25 protein-coding genes are annotated in these 24,326 nt (G+C 61.6%); 2 read left to right on the top strand and 23 right to left on the bottom strand.

Annotation, left to right across the window (positions count from 1 at the left end; all coding sequences use genetic code 11):
• Nucleotides 1-5: 5 nt before the first annotated feature.
• The 9 genes from ccmI to ccmA all read right to left on the bottom strand — a co-directional run bounded on the left by ccmI (nucleotide 6) and on the right by ccmA (nucleotide 6,972).
• A complete protein-coding gene (ccmI, locus tag V8J63_RS05480) occupies nucleotides 6-1,205 on the bottom strand; it encodes a c-type cytochrome biogenesis protein CcmI (RefSeq protein ID WP_197892870.1) in 1,200 nt (399 codons plus the stop codon).
• A complete protein-coding gene (locus tag V8J63_RS05475) occupies nucleotides 1,202-1,672 on the bottom strand; it encodes a cytochrome c-type biogenesis protein (protein ID WP_016771041.1) in 471 nt (156 codons plus the stop codon). Before V8J63_RS05475 ends, ccmI begins: the two co-directional genes overlap by 4 nt.
• Nucleotides 1,669-2,205, bottom strand: a complete 537-nt coding sequence (locus V8J63_RS05470; protein ID WP_336463727.1) for a DsbE family thiol:disulfide interchange protein — start codon at nucleotides 2,203-2,205, stop codon at nucleotides 1,669-1,671. Before V8J63_RS05470 ends, V8J63_RS05475 begins: the two co-directional genes overlap by 4 nt.
• Nucleotides 2,202-4,190, bottom strand: coding sequence for a heme lyase CcmF/NrfE family subunit (locus tag V8J63_RS05465; RefSeq protein ID WP_336463726.1), 1,989 nt, complete (start codon nucleotides 4,188-4,190; stop codon nucleotides 2,202-2,204). The genes V8J63_RS05470 and V8J63_RS05465 overlap by 4 nt, the downstream gene beginning before the upstream one ends.
• A 3-nt stretch (nucleotides 4,191-4,193) precedes the next feature.
• Complete coding sequence (gene ccmE / locus V8J63_RS05460) at nucleotides 4,194-4,649, bottom strand: cytochrome c maturation protein CcmE (RefSeq protein ID WP_016771044.1); 456 nt, start codon at nucleotides 4,647-4,649, stop codon at nucleotides 4,194-4,196.
• Nucleotides 4,646-4,822, bottom strand: a complete 177-nt coding sequence (gene ccmD, locus V8J63_RS05455; protein WP_016771045.1) for a heme exporter protein CcmD — start codon at nucleotides 4,820-4,822, stop codon at nucleotides 4,646-4,648. The genes ccmE and ccmD overlap by 4 nt, the downstream gene beginning before the upstream one ends.
• Nucleotides 4,819-5,574 carry a heme ABC transporter permease gene (locus tag V8J63_RS05450; protein WP_122611635.1) on the bottom strand — a complete coding sequence of 252 codons (756 nt, stop codon included), beginning with the start codon at nucleotides 5,572-5,574 and terminating at the stop codon, nucleotides 4,819-4,821. Before V8J63_RS05450 ends, ccmD begins: the two co-directional genes overlap by 4 nt.
• Nucleotides 5,575-5,671: 97 nt before the next feature.
• The gene (gene ccmB, locus V8J63_RS05445; RefSeq protein WP_039763615.1) at nucleotides 5,672-6,340 is read right to left on the bottom strand and encodes a heme exporter protein CcmB; all 669 of its coding nucleotides are present in this window, start codon (nucleotides 6,338-6,340) and stop codon (nucleotides 5,672-5,674) included.
• Nucleotides 6,337-6,972: a cytochrome c biogenesis heme-transporting ATPase CcmA gene (ccmA, locus tag V8J63_RS05440; protein ID WP_041479623.1), complete on the bottom strand. Its 636-nt coding sequence runs from the start codon at nucleotides 6,970-6,972 to the stop codon at nucleotides 6,337-6,339. The genes ccmB and ccmA overlap by 4 nt, the downstream gene beginning before the upstream one ends.
• A gap of 197 nt (nucleotides 6,973-7,169) precedes the next feature.
• Between ccmA and fliK the strand changes: the two genes are divergently transcribed.
• Together fliK and V8J63_RS05430 are read left to right on the top strand one after the other, a co-directional pair.
• Entirely contained in the window at nucleotides 7,170-8,744 is a 1,575-nt protein-coding gene (gene fliK, locus V8J63_RS05435) for a flagellar hook-length control protein FliK (RefSeq protein WP_016770587.1), read from the top strand.
• Nucleotides 8,741-9,070, top strand: a complete 330-nt coding sequence (locus V8J63_RS05430) for an EscU/YscU/HrcU family type III secretion system export apparatus switch protein (protein ID WP_076566625.1) — start codon at nucleotides 8,741-8,743, stop codon at nucleotides 9,068-9,070. The genes fliK and V8J63_RS05430 overlap by 4 nt, the downstream gene beginning before the upstream one ends.
• A gap of 259 nt (nucleotides 9,071-9,329) precedes the next feature.
• On the opposite strand, the gene V8J63_RS05425 is transcribed toward V8J63_RS05430, so the two are convergent.
• The 14 genes from V8J63_RS05425 to flhA all read right to left on the bottom strand — a co-directional run bounded on the left by V8J63_RS05425 (nucleotide 9,330) and on the right by flhA (nucleotide 23,861).
• Nucleotides 9,330-9,725, bottom strand: a complete 396-nt coding sequence (locus V8J63_RS05425) for a DUF2802 domain-containing protein (protein WP_016771049.1) — start codon at nucleotides 9,723-9,725, stop codon at nucleotides 9,330-9,332.
• A gap of 1 nt (nucleotide 9,726) precedes the next feature.
• Nucleotides 9,727-10,212, bottom strand: a complete 486-nt coding sequence (locus tag V8J63_RS05420; protein ID WP_016771050.1) for a chemotaxis protein CheW — start codon at nucleotides 10,210-10,212, stop codon at nucleotides 9,727-9,729.
• Nucleotides 10,213-10,302: 90 nt separating this feature from the next.
• Nucleotides 10,303-11,256: a CheW domain-containing protein gene (locus V8J63_RS05415; protein ID WP_130902402.1), complete on the bottom strand. Its 954-nt coding sequence runs from the start codon at nucleotides 11,254-11,256 to the stop codon at nucleotides 10,303-10,305.
• Between the two features lie 90 nt (nucleotides 11,257-11,346).
• Nucleotides 11,347-12,135, bottom strand: coding sequence for a ParA family protein (locus V8J63_RS05410; RefSeq protein ID WP_336463725.1), 789 nt, complete (start codon nucleotides 12,133-12,135; stop codon nucleotides 11,347-11,349).
• A gap of 43 nt (nucleotides 12,136-12,178) precedes the next feature.
• Nucleotides 12,179-13,069, bottom strand: a complete 891-nt coding sequence (gene motD / locus V8J63_RS05405; protein ID WP_016771054.1) for a flagellar motor protein MotD — start codon at nucleotides 13,067-13,069, stop codon at nucleotides 12,179-12,181.
• Between the two features lie 12 nt (nucleotides 13,070-13,081).
• Nucleotides 13,082-13,822, bottom strand: coding sequence for a flagellar motor protein (locus tag V8J63_RS05400; RefSeq protein WP_016771055.1), 741 nt, complete (start codon nucleotides 13,820-13,822; stop codon nucleotides 13,082-13,084).
• Entirely contained in the window at nucleotides 13,822-14,967 is a 1,146-nt protein-coding gene (locus tag V8J63_RS05395) for a protein-glutamate methylesterase/protein-glutamine glutaminase (protein WP_056783833.1), read from the bottom strand. The genes V8J63_RS05400 and V8J63_RS05395 overlap by 1 nt, the downstream gene beginning before the upstream one ends.
• A gap of 49 nt (nucleotides 14,968-15,016) precedes the next feature.
• A complete protein-coding gene (locus tag V8J63_RS05390) occupies nucleotides 15,017-17,296 on the bottom strand; it encodes a chemotaxis protein CheA (RefSeq protein WP_336463723.1) in 2,280 nt (759 codons plus the stop codon).
• Between the two features lie 53 nt (nucleotides 17,297-17,349).
• Nucleotides 17,350-18,138: a protein phosphatase CheZ gene (locus V8J63_RS05385; RefSeq protein WP_016771058.1), complete on the bottom strand. Its 789-nt coding sequence runs from the start codon at nucleotides 18,136-18,138 to the stop codon at nucleotides 17,350-17,352.
• An 18-nt stretch (nucleotides 18,139-18,156) separates the two neighbouring features.
• A complete protein-coding gene (locus tag V8J63_RS05380; RefSeq protein ID WP_024012118.1) occupies nucleotides 18,157-18,528 on the bottom strand; it encodes a chemotaxis response regulator CheY in 372 nt (123 codons plus the stop codon).
• A gap of 167 nt (nucleotides 18,529-18,695) precedes the next feature.
• Nucleotides 18,696-19,436 carry an RNA polymerase sigma factor FliA gene (gene fliA / locus V8J63_RS05375; protein WP_016771059.1) on the bottom strand — a complete coding sequence of 247 codons (741 nt, stop codon included), beginning with the start codon at nucleotides 19,434-19,436 and terminating at the stop codon, nucleotides 18,696-18,698.
• Entirely contained in the window at nucleotides 19,433-20,263 is an 831-nt protein-coding gene (fleN, locus tag V8J63_RS05370) for a flagellar synthesis regulator FleN (protein WP_016771060.1), read from the bottom strand. The genes fliA and fleN overlap by 4 nt, the downstream gene beginning before the upstream one ends.
• A 116-nt stretch (nucleotides 20,264-20,379) precedes the next feature.
• Nucleotides 20,380-21,720, bottom strand: a complete 1,341-nt coding sequence (gene flhF / locus V8J63_RS05365) for a flagellar biosynthesis protein FlhF (RefSeq protein WP_024012117.1) — start codon at nucleotides 21,718-21,720, stop codon at nucleotides 20,380-20,382.
• A gap of 11 nt (nucleotides 21,721-21,731) precedes the next feature.
• The gene (gene flhA / locus V8J63_RS05360) at nucleotides 21,732-23,861 is read right to left on the bottom strand and encodes a flagellar biosynthesis protein FlhA (protein ID WP_016771062.1); all 2,130 of its coding nucleotides are present in this window, start codon (nucleotides 23,859-23,861) and stop codon (nucleotides 21,732-21,734) included.
• Nucleotides 23,862-24,326: the final 465 nt, after the last annotated feature.

Here is a 24,326-nt window from a genome sequence, read left to right as displayed (position 1 = left end):
TCCGGTTATTTGTCCGGGCTGTCGATAGTCAGTTTTTGTGGCGCGGTGGTGCTGCTGGCCAATGGGCCGCTGCGACCGATCCACTCACCGGCAGTCGGTTGACCGGCTCGCGAGATGCGCGCAACCAGTTGGACTTCAGGGAAGTTGGACAGTTTCAACTGCGGCATCATTGCGTCGGCATCGCCCAGTTCGACGGTCACCGGCAGGTCAGCTACGGTCAGGCGCTTGGCCGCCAGCGGCGCCGGTGGGCCTGAAGTGGCGCGGGCGAAAATAAACACGCTGTCGCCCGGTTGCACCTTGCCTTTGAGTTCGCTGGCCAGATCCACGCTGACTGTCAGCAACGCGCCTTTCGTCGCTGCTGCCTGGGCAACCTGGCCACCGCTGGCTTTCAGGCGTTCGGCGGCACGCTCGATGCCGCCTTGCAGCGCAGCGCGAGAGTTGTCATCCGGCGGCAGTTGCGCGAGCAGGCGATTCCAGTAGTCGATGGCCTCCTGATAACGCTCGCCTTCGAACGCAGCGATGCCGAGCAGGCCGAGGCTGGTGACTTCCTTCGGATCGGCCTTCAGCGCTTCGTCGGTCAGTTTCTGAATCTGCTCCGACCACTTTTTACCGTCGGCAAAATACTGCGCCTGCGCCCACTGGCCGAGCAGCTCCGGCTGGCGACCGGCGAGGTTGGCGGCGCGTTCGAACATCTTCGCCGCGTCTGCCGGGCGGTCCTGAGCCATGTAGGTACGGCCGAGGAAATACAGACCTTCAGCGGAATCCGGTTGTGCGGCGACCGCACGTTCCAGACGCTGGGTCATCTCTTCCATCGACTGCGGTGCCTGAGCGAATTCGCGGGTCAGTTCGACCTTGTCGGCGGCGCCGAAATGCAGGTACAGACCGAGGCCCAGCACCGGTACCAGCACAGCGGCCAGCAGCGGCAACGGTTTACCCAGGCGCGAGACACGCGGCGCGGCGGCGCCTTCGGTGTCGGCGAGCAGTTCACGCGCAGCTTCCGCGCGGCCGCTGTCCAGTTGCGCGGCGTCGAGCACGCCCTCGGCCTGCTGCGCTTGCAGCTCGGCCACCCGTTCCTGGTACAGCGCGACGTTCAACGCGGTGCGATCTTCTTCCCGCTGGGCGCGGCGTTCGCGCAGCACCGGGATCAGCAGAAAACTCAGGGCGACCAGAAGCAACAGCCCTGCGGCGAGCCAGAAATCAATCATTCTTGGTTTTTATCCAACAGTTGGTCGAGGCGCTGACGTTCTTCGGCAGACAGCGATGACGGCGTTTCGGCACGCTGCCCGCGACGCCTGCGCACGATCAGCGCGATCACCACGAAACCACCGAGCAGCAGCCCGGCCGGGCCGAACCACAGCAGCGCGGTCTTGGCATTGAGCGCCGGTTTGTAGCGGACGAAATCACCGTAGCGATCGACCATGAAGTCGATGATCTGCTGATTGTCCTTGCCCTCGCCGAGCATGCGGAAAATCTCCTTGCGCAGGTCGGCGGCGATCGGCGCGTTGGAGTCGGCAATGTCCTGGTTCTGGCATTTGGGGCAGCGCAGTTCCTTGGTCAGTTCGCGGAAACGCTCGCGGTCGCCCTCTTTGGCAAATTCGTAGGTGTCGATGGCCGCGTGGGCGACACCGGCCAGGCTCAAGCCCAGCACTACTGCTGCGAGAAAACGCTTCATGGCTTGGCCTCATCGACCAGCGCCTGATACTTGGCCGCGAGTTTTTCGCGCCAGACCTGCTCGTCGATCACCCCGACGAACTTGTCGCGGATGATGCCTTTGGCGTCGATGAAGAAGGTTTCCGGCGCGCCGTAGACACCAAGATTCAAGCCCAGCGAACCCTCGTCGTCACGAATATCCAGCGCATACGGATTGTGAAACTCGGCCAGCCACTTCAAGGCGTCGGCATTGGTGTCCTTGTAGTTGATGCCGTAGATCACCACGCCGCGCTCGGCGAGTTTGTTCAGTACCGGGTGCTCGACGCGGCAGGAGATGCACCAGGTGCCCCAGACATTGACCAGCGCCGGTTTGCCGAGAATGTCGGCCTTGGTCAGCGTCTTGTCACCCTGCACACTCGGCAGGGAAAACTCCGGGAACGGCTTGTCGATCATCGCCGACGGCAGCTCCGCCGGGTCCAGATACAGCCCACGATAAAGAAACACCGCCACCAGCAGAAAAATCGCTAGCGGCAACAACATCAACCAACGTTTCATGCCGCCGCTCCCGTCATGCCCAGCGCTTCGCGCACTTTGCTTTTCACCTTGACCCGATAACGCCGATCCAGCGCCGCCAGCAAACCACCCAATCCGGTGAGCAAGCCGCCAAACCAGATCCAGCGCACGAACGGTTTGACGTGTACGCGCACGGCCCAGGCGCCGTTATCCAGCGGCTCGCCGAGGGCGACGTAGAGATCGCGGGTGAAACCGGCATCGATGCCGGCTTCGGTCATCACCGAGTTCTGCACGGTGTACAGACGCTTTTCCGGGTGCAGCACGCTGATTTCCTCGCCGTCACGAATGACGCGGATGGTGCCTTTGTCCGAGGTGAAATTCGGCCCTTCGAAATGCTTCGCGCCTTCGAAGACGAACTGATAACCGGCCAGATCCATCGACTCGCCCGGTGCCAGACGCAGGTCGCGCTCGGCACTGTTCTGGCTCGACAACACCACGCCCAGCGCGCACACGGCGATGCCGAGGTGGGCGATCTGCATGCCCCAATAACTGCGGGTCAGCGTTGGCAAACCTTTGATCAGGCCTTTGTGCCGGGTCTTGTCGAACAGATCGCGCACGCCGGCGAGCAACACCCACGCCGCCAGCAGGAACGTCGCGATCACTGCCCAGTTGAAATCGCCGTAAGCCACGCCGGCCACCACGGCCAGTGCAACGCTGCCGAGCAAGACCGGAGTGAGCATGCTCACCAGCCATTTCACCGGCGTGTCCTTCCAGCGCACGATCACGCCGATCGCCATCACCAGCATCAGCAACGCCATCAACGGGATGAACAGCGCATTGAAGTACGGCGGGCCGACCGACAGCTTGGCGCCGCTGATGGCATCAAGAATCAGCGGATACAACGTGCCAAGCAGGATCATCGATGCAGCGACGACCAGCACCAGGTTGTTGCCCAGCAGCAAAGTCTCACGCGACCACAGGTTGAAGCCAACCTGACTTTTCACCACCGGCGCACGCAGCGCAAACAGCGTCAGCGAACCGCCCACCACGAACAGCAGGAAAATCAGGATGAACACGCCGCGCTCAGGATCCGAGGCGAAGGCATGCACCGAAGTCAGCACGCCCGAACGTACGAGGAAGGTGCCGAGCAGGCTCAACGAAAACGCGGCGATCGCCAGCAACACCGTCCAGCTCTTGAACACGCCGCGTTTCTCGGTGACCGCCAGCGAGTGAATCAACGCGGTGCCGACCAGCCATGGCATGAACGAGGCGTTTTCCACCGGGTCCCAGAACCACCAGCCGCCCCAGCCGAGTTCGTAATACGCCCACCACGAACCGAGGGTGATGCCGATGCCGAGGAAGGCCCAGGCGACGATGGTCCATGGCCGCGACCAGCGCGCCCATGCCGCATCGAGACGGCCGCCGAGCAGCGCGGCGATGGCAAATGCGAAGGCCACAGAGAAACCGACGTAACCCATGTACAGCATTGGCGGATGCACGATCAGGCCGATGTCTTGCAGCAACGGGTTGAGGTCGCGACCGTCGGCGGGAATCTGCGGCAGGATCCGCGCGAACGGGTTTGAGGTAAGAATCAGAAACAGCAGGAACCCGGTGCTGATCATGCCCATCACCGCCAGGACGCGGGCGAGCATGACTTGCGGCAACTGCCGGGAGAACACCGACACGGCGAAGGTCCAGCCGCCGAGGATCAACGCCCACAGCAGCAGCGAACCTTCGTGGGCGCCCCACACCGCGCTGAATTTGTAGTACCACGGCAGCGCGCTGTTGGAGTTCATCGCCACGTAGCCGACCGAGAAATCGTCGGTCATGAACGCGTAGGTCAGGCAGCCGAAGGCAAACAGCAGAAAGGCAAACTGGCCCCACGCTGCCGGTTGCGCCAGGCTCATCCACAAGCGGTCACCGCGCCACGCGCCGAGCATCGGCACCAGCGCTTGGACCAGTGCAAAACACAGCGCGAGGATCATGGCCAGGTGGCCCAGCTCCGGAATAAACAGTGCGGCGGCCATCGATCAACCCTCCTTCACAGGCGTCGGTGCGGATTGACCGCTGTCCTTCAGCGCTTTGGTCACTTCCGGCGGCATGTACTTCTCGTCGTGCTTGGCCAGCACTTCATCGGCGACCACTACGCCATCAGCATTGAGCTTACCGAGAGCGACGATGCCCTGCCCTTCACGGAACAGATCCGGGAGGATGCCGCGATAGGCGATGGTCACGGATTTGTTGAAATCGGTGACGACGAATTTGACGTCCAGCGAATCCTTGGAGCGTTGCAGCGAACCGGCCTCGACCATGCCGCCGGCGCGGATGCGCGTGTCTTGCGGCGCTTCGCCGTTGGCGATCTGCGTCGGCGTGTAAAACAGATTGATGTTTTCCTGCAGCGCGCTCAGGGCCAGGCCGACAGCAGCGCCCACTCCGACCAGAATCGCCAGAATGATGATCAGACGTTTTTTGCGCAGCGCATTCACTTGCCGTTCTCCCGGCGCAGACGACGCGCCTCTTGTTGCAGATAACGCTTGCGCGCCGCAATAGGCGCCACCACGTTGAGGGCCAGCACCGCCAGACAGATGCCGTAGGCCGACCAGACATACAGGCCGTGATGGCCCATGGCGAGAAAATCGCCGAATGAAGCAAAACTCATCGCACCGCCTCCAGACTCTGCTGCACTTCGGTCTTCACCCAACTGGCGCGGGCCTCGCGCTTGAGCACTTCAAGACGCATGCGCAGCAACAGCACGGCGCCGAAGAAGCAGTAGAAACCCAGCACCGTCAGCAGCAGCGGCAGCCACATTTCCGCCGGCATCGCCGGCTTTTCCGTGAGGGTGAACGTCGCGCCCTGGTGCAGGGTGTTCCACCACTCCACCGAGTATTTGATGATCGGAATGTTGATCACGCCAACAATCGCCAGCACCGCGCAGGCCTTGGCGGCGCTGTCGCGGTTGCTGATGGCATTGCCCAGCGCGATCACGCCGAAATACAGGAACAGCAGAATCAGCATCGAGGTCAGGCGCGCATCCCACACCCACCACGAGCCCCAGGTCGGTTTGCCCCAGATGGCCCCGGTGACCAGCGCCACGGCGGTCATCCACGCACCGATCGGTGCGGCGCATTGCAGGGCGACATCGGCCAGTTTCATCTTCCACACCAGCCCGACCACGCCGCAGACCGCGAGCATTACGTAGATCGACTGGGCGAGCATCGCTGCAGGTACGTGGATATAGATGATGCGGAAGCTGTTGCCTTGCTGGTAATCCGGCGGCGCGAAGGCCAGGCCCCAGACCACGCCAACGCCGATCAGCAGCAACGCTGCAATGCTCAACCACGGCAGGAACTTGCCGCTGATGCCGTAGAACCACTTGGGCGAGCCGAGCTTGTGAAACCAGGTCCAGTTCATACTGTTTCCATCACGGTTGCCGCTCATCATCGCGAGCTGGCAGAGGGTCATGCCTTTCTTCTGATAGAAGTGGTCAATTTTTGACCAGGCCTCATTATTATTCGCCGACGCTGATCTTCAGGCCAGCGGCTATTGCAAAGGGTGTCAGGGTGATCGCCAGCGCTGTGAGGCTGGCCATCCACAACAGGTATCCGGTCGCCGGCATGCCTTGCAGCGCCGCTTGCAACGCGCCGCTGCCAAGGATCAACACCGGGATGTACAACGGCAGAATCAGCAGCGCCAGCAACAGGCCGCCGCGCTTCAGACCGACCGTCAGCGCCGCGCCGACTGCACCGAGCAGGCTCAACACCGGCGTGCCCAACAGCAACGACAGCAGCAGCACCGGCAGGCACGCGGCCGGCAAACCGAGCATCAACGCCAGCAACGGCGACAGCAGCACCAGTGCCAGACCAGAGAACAGCCAGTGTGCCAGCACCTTGGCCAGGACCAGAAGCGGCAGCGGGTGCGACGAAAGGACCCACTGTTCCAGCGAGCCGTCTTCGAAGTCACTGCGAAACAATCCGTCCAGCGACAGCAGGACCGACAACAACGCCGCCACCCAGACTAACCCCGGGGACAGGTTTTGCAAGACTTGAGTTTCCGGGCCGACGGCCAGCGGGAAAAGGGCAATGACGATGGCAAAGAAAATCAGCGGGTTGGCCAGCTCCGCCGGGCGGCGGAACAGCAGTCGCGATTCGCGGGCAAGCAGCAGGCCGAAGACACTCATACCGCCCATTTCCCCAGATCGATGTCGCGATAACCGGCCGGCATGCGGCTCAGGGTGTGGTGGGTGGTCAGCACCACCAGGCCGCCGCGTTCGCAATGGCCGGCCAGATGCTCTTCCAACTGAGCGACGCCCTGCTTGTCCAGCGCAGTGAAAGGTTCGTCGAGAATCCACAACGGCGGGCTGTCCAGATACAACCGCGCCAGCGCCACACGACGCTGTTGGCCGGCGGAAAGGCTGTGGCAGGGAACGTCTTCGAAACCGCGCAATCCTACTGCTGCCAGCGCCTGCCAGATCGCCTCGCGTTCGGCGGGATGATGCAAGGCGCACAGCCACGACAGGTTTTCTTCGGGAGTGAGCAGATCCTTGATCCCGGCGGCGTGGCCGATCCACAACAGGTTTCGCGCCAGTTCGCTGCGTTGCTCGGCCAGCGGCTGACCGTTGAGCAGCACCTGGCCGTCGGTGGGTTGCATCAAACCGGCGAGCAGACGTAAAAGACTGGTCTTGCCGCTGCCGTTGGGGCCGCTGATCTGCACCATGTCGCCACTGGCCAGGCGCAATTCGAGGTTTTCGAAAAGCAGCCGCAGATCGCGTTCACACGCCAGGGCAACGGTTTGCAGGACAGGACTGGTCAAGAGATCACGGGCCTTATACGGTTCAAGTCGGCTCTGGAGCGGCCGTTAAAGAGATGCAGCATAGATGCTTTGATCGCTCGAACTGGCGAGCTGGATCAAACAATTGCCAGGTTTTTTGAACGAAGCGCACGACGCGCGGCATTATACATGCCGTGCCTTACTCTCAAGAGCGCAATTTCCTCAGGTTGTGTCCGCGTATGACAGGCGAAATGAACATCCTCCCGCTGCCGCCCACCGTGCCGGCGAGCGCTCGCCCGCAGATGGGTGAACTGCTCAAGCTGCTGACGCCGGTCGAGGGCTTGATCGGCGCGGGGCAAAGCGCCAAGGCTGAGGTGTTGTCGCTCAAGCAGGCCGATCAGACCTTTGAATTGCTGCTCAAAGTCACCCTCGACAGCGGCCGTCAGACCACCGTGCAGGCCAGCAGCAACCTGCCGTTGCCACAGGGCACCAACCTGGCAATCACTCAGCCATCGGCCGGTAATCTGGCGATCACCGTGCAACAAGCGATTGCCAGCAGCGTCGCCACCCTGACCCGCATCGATACCGCGCAGTTGCCCGCCGGCACCTTGCTGCAAGGCAAAGTCGTGACCTCGCAGGCACTGCCGCAGACGCCGGGGCAAGCGGCGGTATTTCGCTCGATGGTCACCCTGCTCAACACCGCATTGAGCGGCAGCACTTTGACCGTCGACAGCCCGCAACCGCTGCGCATCGGCACCCTGTTGTCGGCGCAGGTGCAGGATGCGCAGACCCTCAAATTCGTGCCGCTGAGCAGCCGTCAGGAGCAACTGGCGGTCAGTCAGCAATTGCTCGGTCAGCAAAATCGTCAGGGCTCGCTCGATGGCTTGCTGAAGTTGTTGCAGAGCCTGCCGCCATCCAGCGATCAGACTTCGGCCGATCTGCGCGCGGTGGTCGACAAGTTGCTTGCCAGCCTGCCGGACCTGCAGCAAATGAGCACCGCCAAAGGCGTGGCGCTGGCCTTGGCCAACAGCGGCGCGTTCCTCGAAGCGAAATTGCTCGGCGGACAAAACCCGACTCTCGCCCCGGACATGAAAGCCGACCTGCTCAAGCTGATCGCGCAACTGACTCCGGGCCTGCCGAGCAACACCAATTTCAATGCGATCATCGCCGCCAATACCCTGGCGCAAGCGCTGCCGAGTTTCGTCCGGAACGCCCTCGGCACCCTCGGCCAGGTCAGCGCCAAACCGGTGCCCAGCAGCTTCCCGTTGCCCGAACGACTGCTGGCGAAACTCGAAGGCGAAGGTGATCTCGAACAACTGCTGCGCCTCGCCGCCGCTGCGGTGTCGCGTCTGCAAAGCCATCAGCTGTCGAGCCTGGAACAGACCGGCGTCACCGACGATGGCCGCCTGCTCAGCACCTGGCAGCTGGAAATCCCCATGCGCAATTTGCAAGACATCGTGCCGTTGCAGGTCAAGTTCCAGCGTGAAGAAGCGCCGGAGCGCGAGCCGCAGCCACACGAACGCCGCGATGAGCGCGAAGCCAAACAGCAGTTGTGGCGCGTCGATCTGGCCTTCGATCTGGAACCGCTCGGGCCGATGCAGATTCAGGCGCAACTGATCGCCGGCAGCCTGTCCAGTCAGCTGTGGGCCGAGCGGCCGTACACCGCCGATCTGATCGAGAACAATCTGTTTGCCTTGCGCCAGCGCCTGCTCGATTCCGGGCTCAACGTCGGCGACCTCGACTGCCACCACGGCACGCCGCCGCAAGGCAACCAAACCCGCCTCGAACACCGCTGGGTCGACGAAACCGCATGAACGATTCCACTGCTCCACGCCAGGCCATCGCCCTCAAATACGACGGCAACCACGCCCCGACCCTCACCGCCAAGGGCGACGAAGAACTGGCCGAAGAGATCCTACGCATTGCCCGCGATTACGAAGTGCCGATCTACGAGAACCCTGAACTGGTGCGCCTGCTGGCGCGGATGGAACTGGGCGACAGCATCCCCGAAGAGCTCTATCGCACCATCGCCGAGATCATCGCGTTTGCCTGGAACCTGAAAGGCAAATTCCCCGAGGGACAGGACCCGAACGCGCCGATGGTCGAGAAGGACATCACCGCACGCGGGAATGATTATTGAGGTTTCAAAGACGCCTTCGCGAGCAGGCTCGCTCCCACATTCGACCGTGATCAAATGTGGGAGCGAGCCTGCTCGCGAATAGCGCTTTTGATTTGATCGTTCCCACGCTCCGCGTGGGAATGCCGCCCGTGACGCTCCGCGTCACATTTCACAGGCGGAACGCGGAGCGTCCCAGGATGCGTTCCCACGCAGAGCGTGGGAACGATCTCAATCCTGAAAGCAAAAAATCGCAGCATTCGCCGCTCGAAGCCTGAAGCTCCTAGCTGCCCTTGTGCAACTTGCGCATCAACTCCGCTTCAGCCTGGGTCAACCCGCACGACTGAGTCAGTTCATCGACGCTGGCGCCCATGCCTACCAGTTTCGCCGCCTGGGCGAATGACAGGCTCGACGGGTCGCGTTGTTCCAGGGCAACGATCTTGTCCGGCAACGGGCTTACCACCGCGCGCAACTCGTGCAGGGCCTCGCCCATGCGCACGTTGCCGTTCTGGTAATCGTCGACGCGTTTGGCCAGTTCCTTGATGCGCTGATCACGCAGCGCATCACCCTGGGCCTGCTGTGCAGCGATCACTCGCTGCGCCTTGATGTACGAGACGAACATCGCCAGCGTGCCGGCCCAGAACAGGAACAGAACAATTACCGCAACCTCGAGAATCAAATCAGATGCTCTCCAGTTCCGACCATTCTTCTTCGCTCATCATCTTGTCCAGCTCGACCAGAATCAGCAGTTCGTTGTTCTTGTTGCACACGCCCTGGATGAACTTGGCCGACTCTTCGTTACCGACGTTCGGTGCGGTTTCGATTTCCGACTGACGCAGGTAAACCACTTCGGCGACGCTGTCGACCATGATGCCGACGACTTGCTTGTCGGCTTCGATGATGACGATACGGGTGTTGTCGCTGATCTCGCCGCTGTGCAGGCCGAAGCGCTGACGGGTGTCGATCACGGTGACCACGTTGCCGCGCAGGTTGATGATGCCCAGCACGTAGCTCGGTGCACCCGGTACCGGCGCGATCTCGGTGTAGCGCAGCACTTCCTGCACGCGCATCACGTTGATGCCATAGGTTTCGTTATCCAGTTTGAAGGTCACCCATTGCAGGATCGGATCTTCAGAACCTTTTGCATTCGACGCCTGACTACTCATACCCTGACCCCTCGAAAAAACCGCCCCGGGCGGTGTGTGTTCTGTGTGGTGGCACTGGAAAATGCCATCGCCTGATTGTTATGTCGGCTGCTATGTCGGTTTATGTAGCGGCTTGTTGCCACTCAAGTGCTTTGCCCCGCCGCTGGCGATCAACTCGGCCAGTGCGGATACGTCAAGCAATGCACACATGTGCTCGATCACGGTGCCGGCGAGCCATGGCCGCTGACCCCGGTGACTTCTCCATTTGATTTCATTCGGGTCCAGGCGCAACGAGCGGCTGACCTGATGCACCGCCAGCCCCCACTCGTAACCTTGTACCGAAATCACGTATTGCAGGCCCTGCCGGAAGTCATCGCGGTAACGATCCGGCATGACCCAACGCGCGGTGTCCAAGACTTTCAGATTGCCGGCCTGGCTCGGCAGAATGCCGAGGAACCACTCCGGCTGGCCAAACAGCGGCGTCAGCTCGTGGCCGGCCAGCGAATAGATCGAGCCAAGGCACACCAGCGGCACCGCCAGGGTCAGCCCGGCAACATCGAACAACAAGCATTCGAAGGCTTCGGCAGCCCAGGCCGGACGGCCATCGGGCTCGACCGGTGGCGGCGGGTTGTTCGGCGGCAGGTGCACTTCGACCAGCGGAGGGACCAGCACCTGCGGCTCAGCAATCTGCGGCGCGGGTTCTGGCTCCGGTTCGGGTTCCGGCACGGTCAATAATTGTGTTTGCAGCAGCGGCGCCAGTGTCGACAGTGGCGCACGCGGTTCATCGATCAGCGCCACCGGTGCTTTGGCCACCGGGGCAGCAGCGGGCGCGGCGACCGGGCCGGCAGATTTCTGCGCGTCACGGGCCTGCTCTTCCAGCACCGCGGCCTGGAACTCGTCCATGGCCTCGGTGCTTTCCACCACATCAGGCTGCGCCGGTTCGACGACTGGCGGCAGCGCTTCGACCGGCGCAGGCAAGTCCTCGGGCAAGTCGAGCAGCAGGTCTTCCAGATAGGACTGCAAGGCCTGTTGCGGACGTGACGTGAGTTTCACTGGGCGGTTCATCGGTGATCAGCGCCTGACAGGGAAACCGCGTTGTCTGCTTCGCGAGCAGGCTCGCTCCCACAGGGTTCGGGCAAACAGATCGAAATCATCTCAGGCCACCTGCGGAACAAGTTGCTGCGCGAGCAGGTGCTTGAGCAGCGCGCGGTAGGCCAGCACGCCACGGCTCTTGCCGTCGAATTGCGAAGGCGTGACGCCCGCCCGGCTGGCGTCGCGCAGACGAGTATCGACCGGGATGTAGCCGTGCCAGATGTCGTCGGGGAATTTGTCACGCAGCACGCGCAAGGTGCCCATCGACGCCTGCGTGCGGCGGTCGAACAACGTCGGCACGATGCTGAACGGCAACGGCTGTTTGCGCGAACGATTGATCATCGCCAGGGTGTTGACCATGCGCTCCAGACCTTTCACGGCGAGGTGCTCGGTCTGTACCGGGATCACCAGTTGCTGGCTCGCGGCGAGGGCGTTGACCATCAGCACACCGAGCAACGGCGGGCTGTCGATGATCGCGTAATCGAAGTCCTGCCACAGTTGCGCCAGACTCTTGGCGATCACCAGACCCAGGCTACTCTGCCCCGGCGACTGGCGCTCAAGGGTGGCCAGTGCGGTGCTCGATGGCAGCAGGGAAATGCGTTCGTCGCTGGTCGACAACAGCAACTGCCCCGGCAGGCCGTGCGGCACGCTGCCCTTGTGCAGAAACAGGTCGTAGTTGCTGTGTTCCAGGCTGTCGGGGTCGTAGCCGAAATAGCTGGTCATCGAGCCGTGCGGATCGAGATCGACCACAACCACGCGCTTGCCCGCCTCGGCCAGCAACCCGGCTAGAGCGATGGAGGATGTGGTTTTACCGACACCACCCTTTTGATTGGCGACTGCCCAGACTCTCATTCAGTTCGTTCCTCCCGGCCAGGTTGATTGGCCGAGACATGCTTCAGCGTGTTAATGCGGGCGACGGAGAATTGACGGCACTCTCGCGTCCCGGCGTCTTGACCGGGGTCGGTGCAGTTTGTGTGCCAGCGCGCTTCAACGCCGCATCCGGTTGCGCATTGGCGGTTCCGGTGCCGGTGAGGCTGCGGCGCACATCGAGATTGCGCGACACCACCAGCACCACTCGACGGTTCTTCGCCCGGCCTTCGACCGTGGCATTGTTGGCCACTGGCTGGAATTCGCCGTAGCCTACCGATGCCAGTCGCCCAGGGTTTACGCCCTGCATGGCGAGCATGCGCACGATGCTCGCCGAACGCGCCGAGGACAGTTCCCAGTTGGTCGGGTACTGCGCGGTGCGGATCGGTTGATCGTCGGTGAAGCCTTCGACGTGGATCGGGTTGTCGAACGGTTTGAGGATCGCCGCGACCTTGTCGATGATGTTGAACGCGATGTCGCTCGGCATGGCGTCGCCGCTGCCAAACAACAGGCTGGAATTGAGCTCGATCTCGACCCACAACTCGTTGCCGCGCACGGTCATCTGGTTGGAGCTGATCAAATCACCGAAGGCGGCGCTGATGTCATCGGCGATGCTTTTCAGCGGGTCGCTGGCCCCGGAAATACCGGCGTCGACCTGCTCGGCATCCTTGACCAGCGGCTTGGCCGGGGTCACGGTTTTCGGTCGTTCGTCGCCGATCGGAATCGGTTTGAGCGAGCGATCGGAGTCGGTAAACACGCCGATCAGCGCTTCGGAAATGACTTTGTACTTGCCTTCGTTGATCGACGAGATCGAGTACATCACCACGAAAAACGCGAACAGCAAAGTGATGAAATCCGCGTAGGACACGAGCCAGCGCTCGTGATTGACGTGTTCTTCCTGGTGGCGACGACGAGCCATGAGGTTATTCCCTTAATCCATGAAGCCTTGCAGCTTCAACTCAATGGAACGAGGGTTTTCACCTTCGGCGATCGACAGAATTCCTTCCAGCAACATTTCGCGATAACGCGACTGCCGCAACGCGATGGACTTGAGCTTGGCCGCGACCGGCAAGAGGATCAGGTTGGCACTGGCCACGCCGTAGATGGTCGCGACGAACGCCACGGCAATGCCGTTACCCAGTTGCGACGGATCAGCGAGGTTGCCCATCACGTGAATCAGGCCCATCACCGCACCGATGATGCCGATGGTCGGCGCGTAGCCGCCCATGCTTTCGAACACTTTGGCCGCTTCGATATCGCGGGATTCCTGAGTGTAGAAATCCACTTCGAGAATGCTGCGAATCGCCTCCGGCTCGGCGCCGTCGACCAGCAGTTGCAGACCTTTGCGCGAGTAGCTGTCAGGTTCGGCGTCGGCCACGCCTTCGAGGCCAAGCAAGCCTTCCTTGCGCGCCGTCAGGCTCCAATTGACCACGCGGTCGATGCCGCCGGCCAGGTCGACACGCGGCGGAAAGAAGATCCAGCCGAGAATCTGCATAGCGCGCTTGAACGCGCTCATCGGCGATTGCAGCAGCGCAGCACCGACCGTGCCGCCCAGTACGATCAGCGCCGCCGGGCCGTTGGCCAGCGCGCCGAGGTGACCGCCTTCAAGGTAGTTGCCGCCGATGATGGCGACGAACGCCATGATGAGGCCGATAAGGCTGAGAACATCCATCAGATACACGCCTCGACGATGTGCTTGCCGATGTCGTCCAGACCGTACACGGCGTCAGCCAGATCGGCTTTGACGATGGCCATCGGCATGCCGTAGATCACGCAGCTTGCTTCGTCCTGCGCCCACACCGAACTGCCGCCCTGCTTGAGCAGACGCGCGCCTTCGCGGCCGTCGGCGCCCATGCCGGTCAGCACCACTGCCAGAACTTTGTCGCCGTAGGACTTGGCTGCAGAACCGAAAGTGATGTCCACGCACGGCTTGTAATTCAGACGTTCGTCACCCGGCAAAATCTTCACCGCGCCACGGCCGTCGATCATCATCTGCTTGCCACCCGGCGCCAGCAGCGCCAGGCCCGGACGCAGGATGTCGCCATCCTCGGCTTCCTTGACGCTGATGCGGCAGAGTTTGTCGAGACGTTCGGCAAACGCTTTGGTGAACGCCGCCGGCATGTGCTGGATCAACACGATCGGCGCCGGGAAGTTCGCCGGCAACTGCGTCAGTACGCGTTGCAGCGCAACCGGGCCGCCAGTCGAAGTACCGATGGCTACCAGTTTGTAGGCTTTGCGTTTCGGTGCTGGCGACGAAGCGCTGGCAGCGGATGCGCGAGCAGGCGCTGGCGCAGGCGCCGGACGTGCCGGGACAGGGCTGCTGTGGCTCGTGTGGCTGCCGTAGCTCGACGCTGCCGGAGCAGGCGTCGGCGCTGGCGCAGCGGCGGGAGCCGGCGCGCTGTAGGCACTGAAACGACGATTGCTGCGCGAGATGCTGTGGACTTTCTCGCACAGCAGTTGCTTGACCTTCTCGGGGTTGCGCGAGATGTCTTCGAAATTCTTCGGCAGGAAATCCACCGCGCCGGCGTCCAGCGCATCGAGGGTTACCCGCGCGCCTTCGTGGGTCAGCGAGGAGAACATCAACACCGGGGTCGGGCAGCGCTGCATGATGTGCCGCACTGCCGTGATGCCGTCCATCATCGGCATCTCGTAGTCCATGGTGATCACGTCAGGCTTGAGGGCCATGGCCTGATCGATCGCCTCTTTACCGTTGGTGGCCGTGCCGACCACCTGGATGCTCGGATCCGCCGAAAGAATTTCCGAGACGCGGCGGCGGAAAAAACCCGAATCGTCCACCACCAGGACTTTGACTGCCATAAACACTCCATTAGGTGCAGCGGCGCGTCAACGCGCCGCCGCCCCGGATTCAAATACGCTTTGTGGCGTAACGCTTGAGCATGCTTGGAACATCGAGAATCAGCGCAATGCGGCCGTCACCGGTGATGGTGGCGCCGGACATGCCCGGAGTTCCCTGGAGCATTTTGCCCAATGGCTTGATGACCACTTCTTCCTGGCCGACCAGTTGATCGACGACGAAGCCGATCCGCTGTGTGCCCACCGAAAGAATCACCACATGGCCTTCGCGCTGCTCTTCGTGAGCAGCGGAGCTGACCAGCCAGCGCTTGAGGTAGAACAATGGCAGCGCCTTGTCGCGCACGATCACCACTTCCTGACCGTCGACGACGTTGGTGGTCGACAGGTCGAGGTGGAAGATTTCGTTGACGTTGACCAGCGGGAACGCGAACGCCTGATTGCCGAGCATGACCATCAGCGTCGGCATGATCGCCAGGGTCAAAGGCACCTTGATGACGATCTTCGAGCCCTGGCCCTTGGTCGAGTAGATGTTGATCGAACCGTTGAGCTGGGAAATCTTGGTCTTCACCACGTCCATGCCGACACCACGGCCGGACACGTCGGAGATCTCGGTCTTGGTCGAGAAACCCGGGGCGAAGATCAGGTTGTAGCACTCGGTATCGCTCAGGCGATCGGCCGCGTCCTTGTCCATCACACCGCGTTTTACCGCGATCGAACGCAGGACGTTCGGGTCCATGCCTTTGCCATCGTCGGAGATCGACAGCAGGATATGGTCGCCTTCCTGCTCGGCCGCCAGCACCACGCGACCGCCACGAGCCTTGCCCGATGCTTCGCGTTCTTCCGGCGATTCGATGCCATGGTCAACGGCGTTGCGCACCAAGTGGACCAGCGGGTCGGCCAGAGCCTCGACAAGGTTTTTGTCGAGGTCGGTTTCTTCACCCACCAGTTCCAGGTTGATTTCTTTCTTGAGCTGACGTGCGAGGTCGCGAACCAGACGCGGGAAGCGCCCGAAGACCTTCTTGATCGGCTGCATCCGCGTTTTCATCACGGCGGTCTGCAGGTCAGCGGTGACCACGTCGAGGTTCGACACGGCCTTGGACATGGCTTCGTCGCCGCTGTTAAGGCCCAGGCGCACCAGACGGTTACGCACCAGCACCAGCTCGCCGACCATGTTCATGATCTCGTCGAGCCGCGCGGTATCGACGCGCACAGTGGTTTCCGCTTCGCTGGCCGGTTTTTCCACCGGTGCAGCGGCTGGGGCACGGGCCGGAGCCGGTGCAGCAGCAGCGGCCGGTTTCGGCGCCTCAGCTTTCGGTTCAGGCTTGGCGGCAGGTTTCGGCGCAGCAGCGGCAGCCGGAGCTTTCGCCGCTGGCGTGGCGACGCTCGACGCAGAGCCGGCAGTCGCAGCGCTGGCGTCAAACTTGCCTTTGCCGTGCAATTCGTCGAGCAGCGATTCGAATTCGTGATCGCTGATCAGGTCACTGCCGGCCGCAGCGGCTGCCGGTGCAGCAGGTGCTGCCGGCGCCGAAGCGATGGCCGATTCCAGCGCGTCAACGGCGAAGTTGCCCTTGCCGTGCAACTGATCGAGCAAGGCTTCGAATTCGTCGTCGGTGATGTCCGAGCTGTCGCCCGCAGCAGGCGCGGCCGGAGCAGCCGGCGCTGCTGGTGCCGCCGGAGCGACCGCATCCACAGCAAACTGGCCTTTGCCATGCAGTTGATCGAGCAGCGATTCAAATTCGGCGTCGGTGATTTCATCGCTGGCCGCCGTGTCGGCAACCTGCGCGGGCGCCACGGCAGCGGCCGGGGCCTCGGCCTGGGCCTTGACGGCATTCAGCGAGTCCAGCAGTTGTTCGAATTCGTTATCGGTGATGTCGTCCGATGCGCTTTCGGCGACCGGTTCTTCCACCACTTCCACTGGCGCGGCAACGGCTTCATCCGCCGATTGCGGTTCGGCCAGACGCGCCAGCGCGGCCAGCAGTTCCGGCGTGGCAGCGGTGATCGGTGCACGTTCACGGACTTCGCTGAACATGCTGTTCACCGCGTCCAGTGCTTCGAGCACCACGTCCATCAGTTCTGCATCAACGCGACGCTCACCCTTGCGCAGGATGTCGAACACGTTTTCGGCGATGTGACAGCACTCCACCAGCTCATTGAGCTGAAGGAAGCCGGCGCCCCCTTTTACAGTGTGGAAACCGCGAAAAATTGCATTGAGCAGATCTGCATCATCCGGGCGGCTTTCCAGCTCGACCAGTTGTTCGGACAGTTGCTCAAGAATCTCGCCGGCCTCAACCAGGAAATCCTGAAGGATCTCTTCATCGGCGCCGAAGCTCATTAATGGGGTGCTCCTACAGGTCTAAAAACCCAAAAAACCCGAATTCCGAAACTCTAGAATCCAAGGCTGGATAACAAATCGTCCACATCGTCCTGACCGGACACAACGTCTTCTCGTTTATCGGCATGAATCTGCGGACCTTCACCCTGCGAGAGATGTTTTTGTGGATCTTTTTCAGCAAGCATTGCGGCGCGGTCATGTTCGATGCCCGCAAAGCGGTCGACCTGACTGGCCATGAGCACGAGTTTGAGCAGATTGCTTTCGACTTCGGTGACCAGTTGGGTCACACGCTTGATCACTTGACCTGTGAGGTCCTGGTAATCCTGAGCCAGCAGGATGTCGTTGAGGTTGCTCGACACCGCACGGTTGTCCGTGCTGCTGCGTGACAGAAAACCGTCGACCCGGCGCGCCAGTTCGCGGAACTCTTCAGCCCCGACCTCGCGACGCATGAAGCGGCCCCAATCGGCGCTCAACGTCTGCGCTTCATCAGCCAGACTGTTGACCACCGGTGTGGCGCTTTCCACCAGATCCATGGTGCGGTTGGCCGCGGCTTCCGTCAGCTTGACCACATAGCCCAGGCGTTCGGTGGCGTCGGTGATTTGCGACACTTCCTCGGCCTGCGGCATGTGCGGATCGATCTGGAAATTGACGATCGCACTGTGCAGTTCACGTGTGAGCTTGCCCACTTCCTGATACAGGCCGCGGTCACGGGTCTGATTGAGCTCATGGATCAGTTGCACCGCGTCGCCGAACTTGCCTTTTTCAAGGCTCTCGACCAGTTCGACCGCGTGTTTTTTCAGGGTCGATTCGAAATCGCCCTGTGATGATTCGTTATGCTCCATAGCTCCCCCGCGCATTCATCAGCCGATGCGTTCGAAAATCTTCTCGATTTTGTCTTTCAACGCTTGAGCCGTGAAAGGTTTGACCACGTAACCGTTCACACCGGCCTGGGCGGCCTCGATGATCTGCTCGCGCTTGGCTTCAGCAGTCACCATCAACACCGGGAGGTGCTTGAGTTTTTCATCGGCGCGCACGTGACGCAGCAGGTCGATACCGGTCATGCCCGGCATGTTCCAGTCCGTTACCAGAAAGTCGATGCTGCCGCTGTTGAGCACCGGAATGGCAGTGGTGCCATCGTCGGCCTCGACGGTGTTGGTGAACCCAAGATCGCGCAGCAGGTTCTTGATGATCCGCCGCATCGTTGAGAAGTCATCAACGATGAGGATTTTCATGTCTTTGTTCAATTCGACCTCCAAGCAGTCTTAAACGCGCCCAGCACCTGGACGCGCCACTTCAATCAATCGGCGCAGCACTTAAAGTTTGTCTGGAGCACAACGGATCGAGACCGGCGCCGTTCATCACCGCACCAGCCTCGTTTCGCAGTGTCCCCACACTGCCTTCAGCGCGCTCGCCACTCCCCCAAACGCCCCCGCAGACGGGCCGCGCACTGGCTGTGTAACTGGCTGACCCGCGATTCACTGACGCCAAGGACTTCACCGATTTCCTTGAGGTTCAGCTCTTCGTCGTAGTACAGCGCCAACACCAGTCGCTCACGCTCCGGCAAATTGGCAATCGCGTCCGCCAGCGCCGCCTGGAAGCGTTCATCTTCCAGATCGCGTGACGGCTCCATATGAGCACTCGCGCCATCCTCGTGCAGCCCTTCGTGTTCGCCGTCCTGCAACAGGTCGTCGAAACTGAACAGGCGACTGCCCAAGGTGTCATTCAGAATCCCGTAGTAATCGTCGAGACTCAATTGGAGTTCGGCCGCAACCTCGTGATCTTTAGCGTCACGGCCGGTTTTAGCTTCAATCGAGCGAATCGCGTCGCTGACCATCCTGGTATTACGGTGAACCGAGCGTGGCGCCCAATCCCCTTTGCGCACTTCATCGAGCATCGCGCCGCGGATTCGAATGCCCGCGTACGTTTCGAAACTGGCGCCTTTGCTGGCGTCGTATTTGGTCGAGACTTCGAGCAAACCGATCATCCCGGCCTGGATCAGGTCTTCGACCTGCACGCTGGCCGGCAGGCGCGCCAGCAAGTGATAGGCAATGCGCTTGACCAGCGGCGCGTAGCGCTCGATCAATTCGTATTGCGCGTCACGCGCCGACTTTTTGTAAAGATTCATGCCACTGGCGGTCATATCACAGGCCCTGCGGTTTGCTGCACGAGACGCTCGACGAAAAATTCCAGATGCCCGCGCGGGTTGGCCGGCAGCGGCCAGGTGTCGACCTTCTGGGCGATGGCCTTGAAGGCCAGCGCGCACTTGGAACGGGGAAAGGCTTCGTAGACGGCGCGCTGCTTCTGCACTGCCTTGCGCACGCTTTCGTCGTACGGCACGGCGCCGACGTATTGTAGGGCGACGTCGAGGAAGCGATCCGTGACCTTGGTCAACTTGGCGAACAGGTTGCGCCCTTCCTGCGGGCTCTGCGCCATGTTGGCCAGCACGCGGAAGCGGTTCATGCCGTAGTCGCGGTTGAGCAACTTGATCAGCGCGTAAGCGTCGGTGATCGAAGTCGGCTCGTCGCAGACCACCAGCAACACTTCCTGGGCGGCACGAACGAAACTGACTACCGAGTCACCAATACCCGCAGCGGTGTCGATCACCAGCACGTCGAGATTGTCGCCGATGTCGCTGAACGCCTGGATCAGGCCGGCGTGTTGCGCCGGGCTCAGGTGCACCATGCTCTGCGTGCCGGAGGCCGCCGGCACGATGCGAATCCCGCCCGGGCCTTGCAACAGCACGTCGCGCAGTTCGCAACGGCCTTCGATGACGTCGGCCAGTGTGCGCTTGGGTGTCAGCCCCAGCAGAACGTCGACGTTAGCCAGGCCCAGGTCGGCGTCCAGCAGCATGACCCGACGGCCAAGCTCTGCCAGCGCCAGCGACAAGTTCACTGACACGTTAGTCTTGCCGACGCCACCTTTGCCGCCGGTCACCGCGATCACCTGTACGGGATGCATGCTGCCCATGTTATTTCTTTACCTTGTCTTGCATAGACGGAGGCCACATTACTGGCTGCGCGTTCCTGATCGGAACAATGCGTGGCAGACCATCGATGTAGGTACAAAAACTGTTCATGATTACCTCAGCCAACCTGCTTGGTCGGGCTGTGATAGATATCAGCGAACATGTCAGCCATGGCTTCTTCGCTGGGTTCTTCCTGCATTTGCACGCTGACGGCGCGGCTGACCAGCTGATGACGACGCGGCAGATGCAAATCATCCGGAATCCGTGGGCCATCGGTCAGATACGCGACCGGCAATTCATGACTGATCGCCAGGCTCAACACTTCGCCGAGACTGGCCGTTTCATCCAGTTTAGTCAGGATGCAGCCGGCCAGCCCGCAACGCTTGTAACTGTGATAAGCGGCGGTTAGAACCTGTTTCTGGCTGGTGGTTGCCAGGACCAGATAATTTTTTGAGCGAATGCCACGCCCGGCCAGGCTCTCAAGCTGCATGCGCAACGCCGGATCACTGGCTTGCAGCCCGGCAGTATCGATCAAAACCACGCGTTTGCGTAGCAGTGGATCCAATGCCTGCACCAGCGACTGGCCCGGATCGACGTGCGTCACCGGCACGTTGAGGATGCGCCCGAGGGTTTTCAGTTGTTCCTGCGCGCCGATGCGGAAGCTGTCCATGCTCACCAGTGCAACGTTCTGCGCGCCGTACTTGAGCACGTAACGCGCGGCGAGCTTGGCCAGCGTGGTGGTCTTGCCCATGCCGGCGGGGCCGACCATGGCAATCACACCGCCCTCTTCCAGCGGCTCGACTTCCGGTACGGCAATCATCCGCGCCAGGTGCGCCAGCAGCATGCGCCAGGCCTGACGGGGTTCTTCGATATCGGTGATCATCGCCAGCAGATCGCGCGACAGCGGGCCGGACAGGCCGATGCGCTGCAGACGGCGATACAGATTGGCCTGGGCCGGACGGCTGCCTTGCAGCTGATTCCAGGCCAGGGTGCCGAGCTGAACTTCCATCAGCTCGCGCAGGCTGTTCAATTCAAAACGCATCGAATCCAGCGCACGCGGATCGACACCCGCCGAGGCCTGCGCAGGTGCTGCGGCCGGACGCGTCGGTGCGGCGTAGGTCGGCTCGCTCAGCGGCTCGGCAGCGGTCAGCGGCAGGCCTGCGGTCAATGGCAGCCCGGCAAACAATTGCTGATTGGTGTTGCCGTCGGCTTCGCCACGCAGGCTCAGCTCGGCCTGGGCGGTGACGATGCGCGACTGGGTCTTGCGCAGCTCGTCTTCGAGTTCCATGTTCGGAACCCGTGGCGCCAGCGCCGACAATTTGTAATCCAGAGCCGCCGTCAACTCGACGCCGCCGGCAATGCGGCGGTTGCCGATGATGGCGGCATCAGCGCCCAGCTCATCGCGAACCAGCTTCATGGCCTGACGCATATCGGCGGCGAAAAAACGCTTAACTTGCATAAACCACTACCTCAGCCGTTGGGCCCTACTGTCGCAACGATGGTCACTTGCTTGTTGTCCGGTACTTCCTGGTAGGCCAGTACATGCAGGCCTGGCACTGCGAGGCGACCGAAGCGCGAGAGCATCGCGCGAATCGGGCCTGCCACCAGCAGGATCACCGGTTGGCCTTGCATTTCCTGACGCTGGGCCGCTTCGATCAACGAACGCTGCAGCTTCTCGGCCATGCTCGGCTCCAGCAGAACGCCCTCTTCCGAGCCTTGTCCTGCCTTCTGCAGACTGTTGAGCAATATCTGTTCCAACCTTGGTTCCAATGTGATTACAGGCAGCTCGGACTCAGTGCCTACAATGCTTTGGACGATTGCACGGGATACGCCGACCCGCACAGCGGCGACCAGCGCGGCGGTATCTTGACTCTTGGCAGCGTTGTTCGCGATCGCCTCGGCGATGCTGCGGATGTCACGCACCGGCACGTGCTCAGCGAGCAGCGCTTGCAGAACTTTGAGCAACTGCGACAGCGAAACCACGCCCGGCACCAGCTCTTCCGCCAGTTTCGGCGAGCTCTTGGCCAGCAATTGCATGAGTTGCTGCACTTCCTCGTGGCCGATCAGCTCACTGGAGTGCTTGTACAGAATCTGGTTCAAGTGCGTGGCGACCACGGTGCTGGCGTCGACCACGGTGTAGCCGAGCGATTGCGCCTGGGCGCGCTGGCTGATTTCGATCCACACCGCCTCCAGGCCGAAAGCCGGATCTTTGGCGTTGATACCGTTGAGCGAGCCGTACACCTGGCCGGGGTTGATCGCCAGTTCGCGATCCGGGTAGATCTCGGCCTCGGCGAGGATCACGCCCATCAGCGTCAAGCGATACGCGCTCGGCGCCAGATCGAGGTTGTCGCGGATGTGCACGGTCGGCATCAGGAAGCCCAGATCCTGCGAGAGCTTCTTGCGCACGCCCTTGATCCGCGCAAGCAATTGCCCACCCTGATTGCGGTCCACCAACGGGATCAGGCGATAGCCGACTTCCAGGCCGATCATGTCGATCGGCGTCACGTCGTCCCAGCCCAGCTCCTTGGTTTCCATGGCGCGGGCCGGCGACGGCAGCAGTTCCTGCTGACGCTTGACCTCTTCCAGCGCCACGACCTTGGCGACATTCTGCTTTTTCCAGAACAGGTACGCGCCGCCTGCGGCCAGCGCCGCCATGCTCAGGAAGGAGAAGTGCGGCATGCCCGGCACCAGGCCCATCACCGCCATCAAACCAGCGGCCACGGCCAGCGCTTTCGGCGAGGCGAACATCTGGCGGTTGATCTGCTTGCCCATGTCTTCCGAGCCGGAGGCACGGGTCACCATGATCGCCGCCGCTGTCGATAACAACAGTGATGGCAATTGCGCCACCAAACCGTCACCGATAGTCAACAAAGCGTAAACCTTGCCGGCATCGCCGAAGCTCATGCCGTGCTGGAAGATACCGACCGCCATACCGCCGATGAGGTTGATGAACAGAATCAGCAGGCCGGCGATGGCGTCACCGCGGACGAACTTGCTCGCACCGTCCATCGAACCGTAGAACTCCGCCTCCTGGGCGACTTCCTGACGGCGCGACTTGGCTTGATTCTGGTCGATCAGACCGGCGTTGAGGTCGGCGTCGATCGCCATTTGTTTGCCGGGCATCGCATCGAGGGTGAAACGCGCGCTCACCTCGGAAATCCGCCCGGCACCCTTGGTCACCACGACGAAGTTGATGATCATGAGGATCGCGAAGACCACGATACCGACCACGTAGTTACCGCCGATCACCACCTCACCGAAGGCCTGAATCACCTTACCGGCAGCGGCGTGGCCGTCCTGACCGTGGAGCATCACCACCCGCGTCGACGCCACGTTCAAGGCCAGCCGCAGCAGCGTCGCCACCAGCAGAATGGTCGGGAACACCGCGAAATCCAGCGGCCGCAGCGCATACACGCAGACCAGCAGGACGACGATCGACAGAGCGATGTTGAAGGTAAAGAAGACGTCGAGCAGGAACGGCGGTACTGGCAACATCATCATCGCCAGCATGACCAGCAGCAACAACGGCACGCCCAGATTGCCTCGACTGAGGTCGGCAACGTTGGTGCGTGCTGTATTGAATAACTGAGTGCGATCCACCGGTTTTCCCCGTTCCTTTAAAGCAAACTTTTGACGCCCCGAACGGGCGCAGGGCGGCTATTGCAAGAAGCTTTCCAACTTTTGCCAGGGAATGAAATAGAGCGGTTTTACTTGGGATTATCGGCTGATTGGGCTAACCCCTTCGCGAGCAGGCTCGCTCCCACCGTTTGAAATGCATTCCCAATCGGACATTTGGAATACGGCCGCTGTGGGAGCGAGCCTGCTCGCGAAAAGGCCATCGAATGCGGCGCATTTTTTCGATTTAAACGAAGCTGTTTAAAAGACACCTGCTGACACGGTCTCAAGGCTACAAATCCTTGCGCCATTGCCTACAGCCAAGCCAGAATCCGCCGGCTTGTGCGCTTTGGGGTCGAGTTCTATCGTGGTCCGGTCGCTGAATGTTCAGTGATCGGGTTTAGCAGCCCGGCAAATTTTCAAGGCACGCTGGCTCCGCCTCTCTTAATG

The organism is Pseudomonas sp. CCNWLW23, assembly GCF_037095675.1.
GTDB classification, from domain to species: Bacteria; Pseudomonadota; Gammaproteobacteria; order Pseudomonadales; family Pseudomonadaceae; genus Aquipseudomonas; species Aquipseudomonas atacamensis.
This window is presented reverse-complemented; position numbering and strand designations above follow the sequence as displayed.

Coding starts and splice junctions, on each gene's coding strand:
- motD (WP_016771054.1), bottom strand. CDS start 13,069: ATGGCTCGTCGTCGCCACCAGGAAGAACACGTCAATCACGAGCGCTGG.
- V8J63_RS05470 (WP_336463727.1), bottom strand. CDS start 2,205: ATGAAACGTTGGTTGATGTTGTTGCCGCTAGCGATTTTTCTGCTGGTG.
- V8J63_RS05420 (WP_016771050.1), bottom strand. CDS start 10,212: ATGAGTAGTCAGGCGTCGAATGCAAAAGGTTCTGAAGATCCGATCCTG.
- V8J63_RS05395 (WP_056783833.1), bottom strand. CDS start 14,967: ATGGCAGTCAAAGTCCTGGTGGTGGACGATTCGGGTTTTTTCCGCCGC.
- fleN (WP_016771060.1), bottom strand. CDS start 20,263: ATGGGCAGCATGCATCCCGTACAGGTGATCGCGGTGACCGGCGGCAAA.
- V8J63_RS05415 (WP_130902402.1), bottom strand. CDS start 11,256: ATGAACCGCCCAGTGAAACTCACGTCACGTCCGCAACAGGCCTTGCAG.
- V8J63_RS05385 (WP_016771058.1), bottom strand. CDS start 18,138: ATGGAGCATAACGAATCATCACAGGGCGATTTCGAATCGACCCTGAAA.
- V8J63_RS05380 (WP_024012118.1), bottom strand. CDS start 18,528: ATGAAAATCCTCATCGTTGATGACTTCTCAACGATGCGGCGGATCATC.
- ccmI (WP_197892870.1), bottom strand. CDS start 1,205: ATGATTGATTTCTGGCTCGCCGCAGGGCTGTTGCTTCTGGTCGCCCTG.
- V8J63_RS05400 (WP_016771055.1), bottom strand. CDS start 13,822: ATGGATGTTCTCAGCCTTATCGGCCTCATCATGGCGTTCGTCGCCATC.
- V8J63_RS05450 (WP_122611635.1), bottom strand. CDS start 5,574: ATGAACTGGACCTGGTTTCACAAGCTCGGCTCGCCCAAGTGGTTCTAC.
- flhF (WP_024012117.1), bottom strand. CDS start 21,720: ATGCAAGTTAAGCGTTTTTTCGCCGCCGATATGCGTCAGGCCATGAAG.
- V8J63_RS05430 (WP_076566625.1), top strand. CDS start 8,741: ATGAACGATTCCACTGCTCCACGCCAGGCCATCGCCCTCAAATACGAC.
- fliA (WP_016771059.1), bottom strand. CDS start 19,436: ATGACCGCCAGTGGCATGAATCTTTACAAAAAGTCGGCGCGTGACGCG.
- ccmD (WP_016771045.1), bottom strand. CDS start 4,822: ATGAGTTTTGCTTCATTCGGCGATTTTCTCGCCATGGGCCATCACGGC.
- ccmB (WP_039763615.1), bottom strand. CDS start 6,340: ATGAGTGTCTTCGGCCTGCTGCTTGCCCGCGAATCGCGACTGCTGTTC.
- V8J63_RS05410 (WP_336463725.1), bottom strand. CDS start 12,135: ATGAGAGTCTGGGCAGTCGCCAATCAAAAGGGTGGTGTCGGTAAAACC.
- V8J63_RS05465 (WP_336463726.1), bottom strand. CDS start 4,190: ATGGCCGCCGCACTGTTTATTCCGGAGCTGGGCCACCTGGCCATGATC.
- V8J63_RS05390 (WP_336463723.1), bottom strand. CDS start 17,296: ATGAGCTTCGGCGCCGATGAAGAGATCCTTCAGGATTTCCTGGTTGAG.
- V8J63_RS05475 (WP_016771041.1), bottom strand. CDS start 1,672: ATGAAGCGTTTTCTCGCAGCAGTAGTGCTGGGCTTGAGCCTGGCCGGT.
- fliK (WP_016770587.1), top strand. CDS start 7,170: ATGACAGGCGAAATGAACATCCTCCCGCTGCCGCCCACCGTGCCGGCG.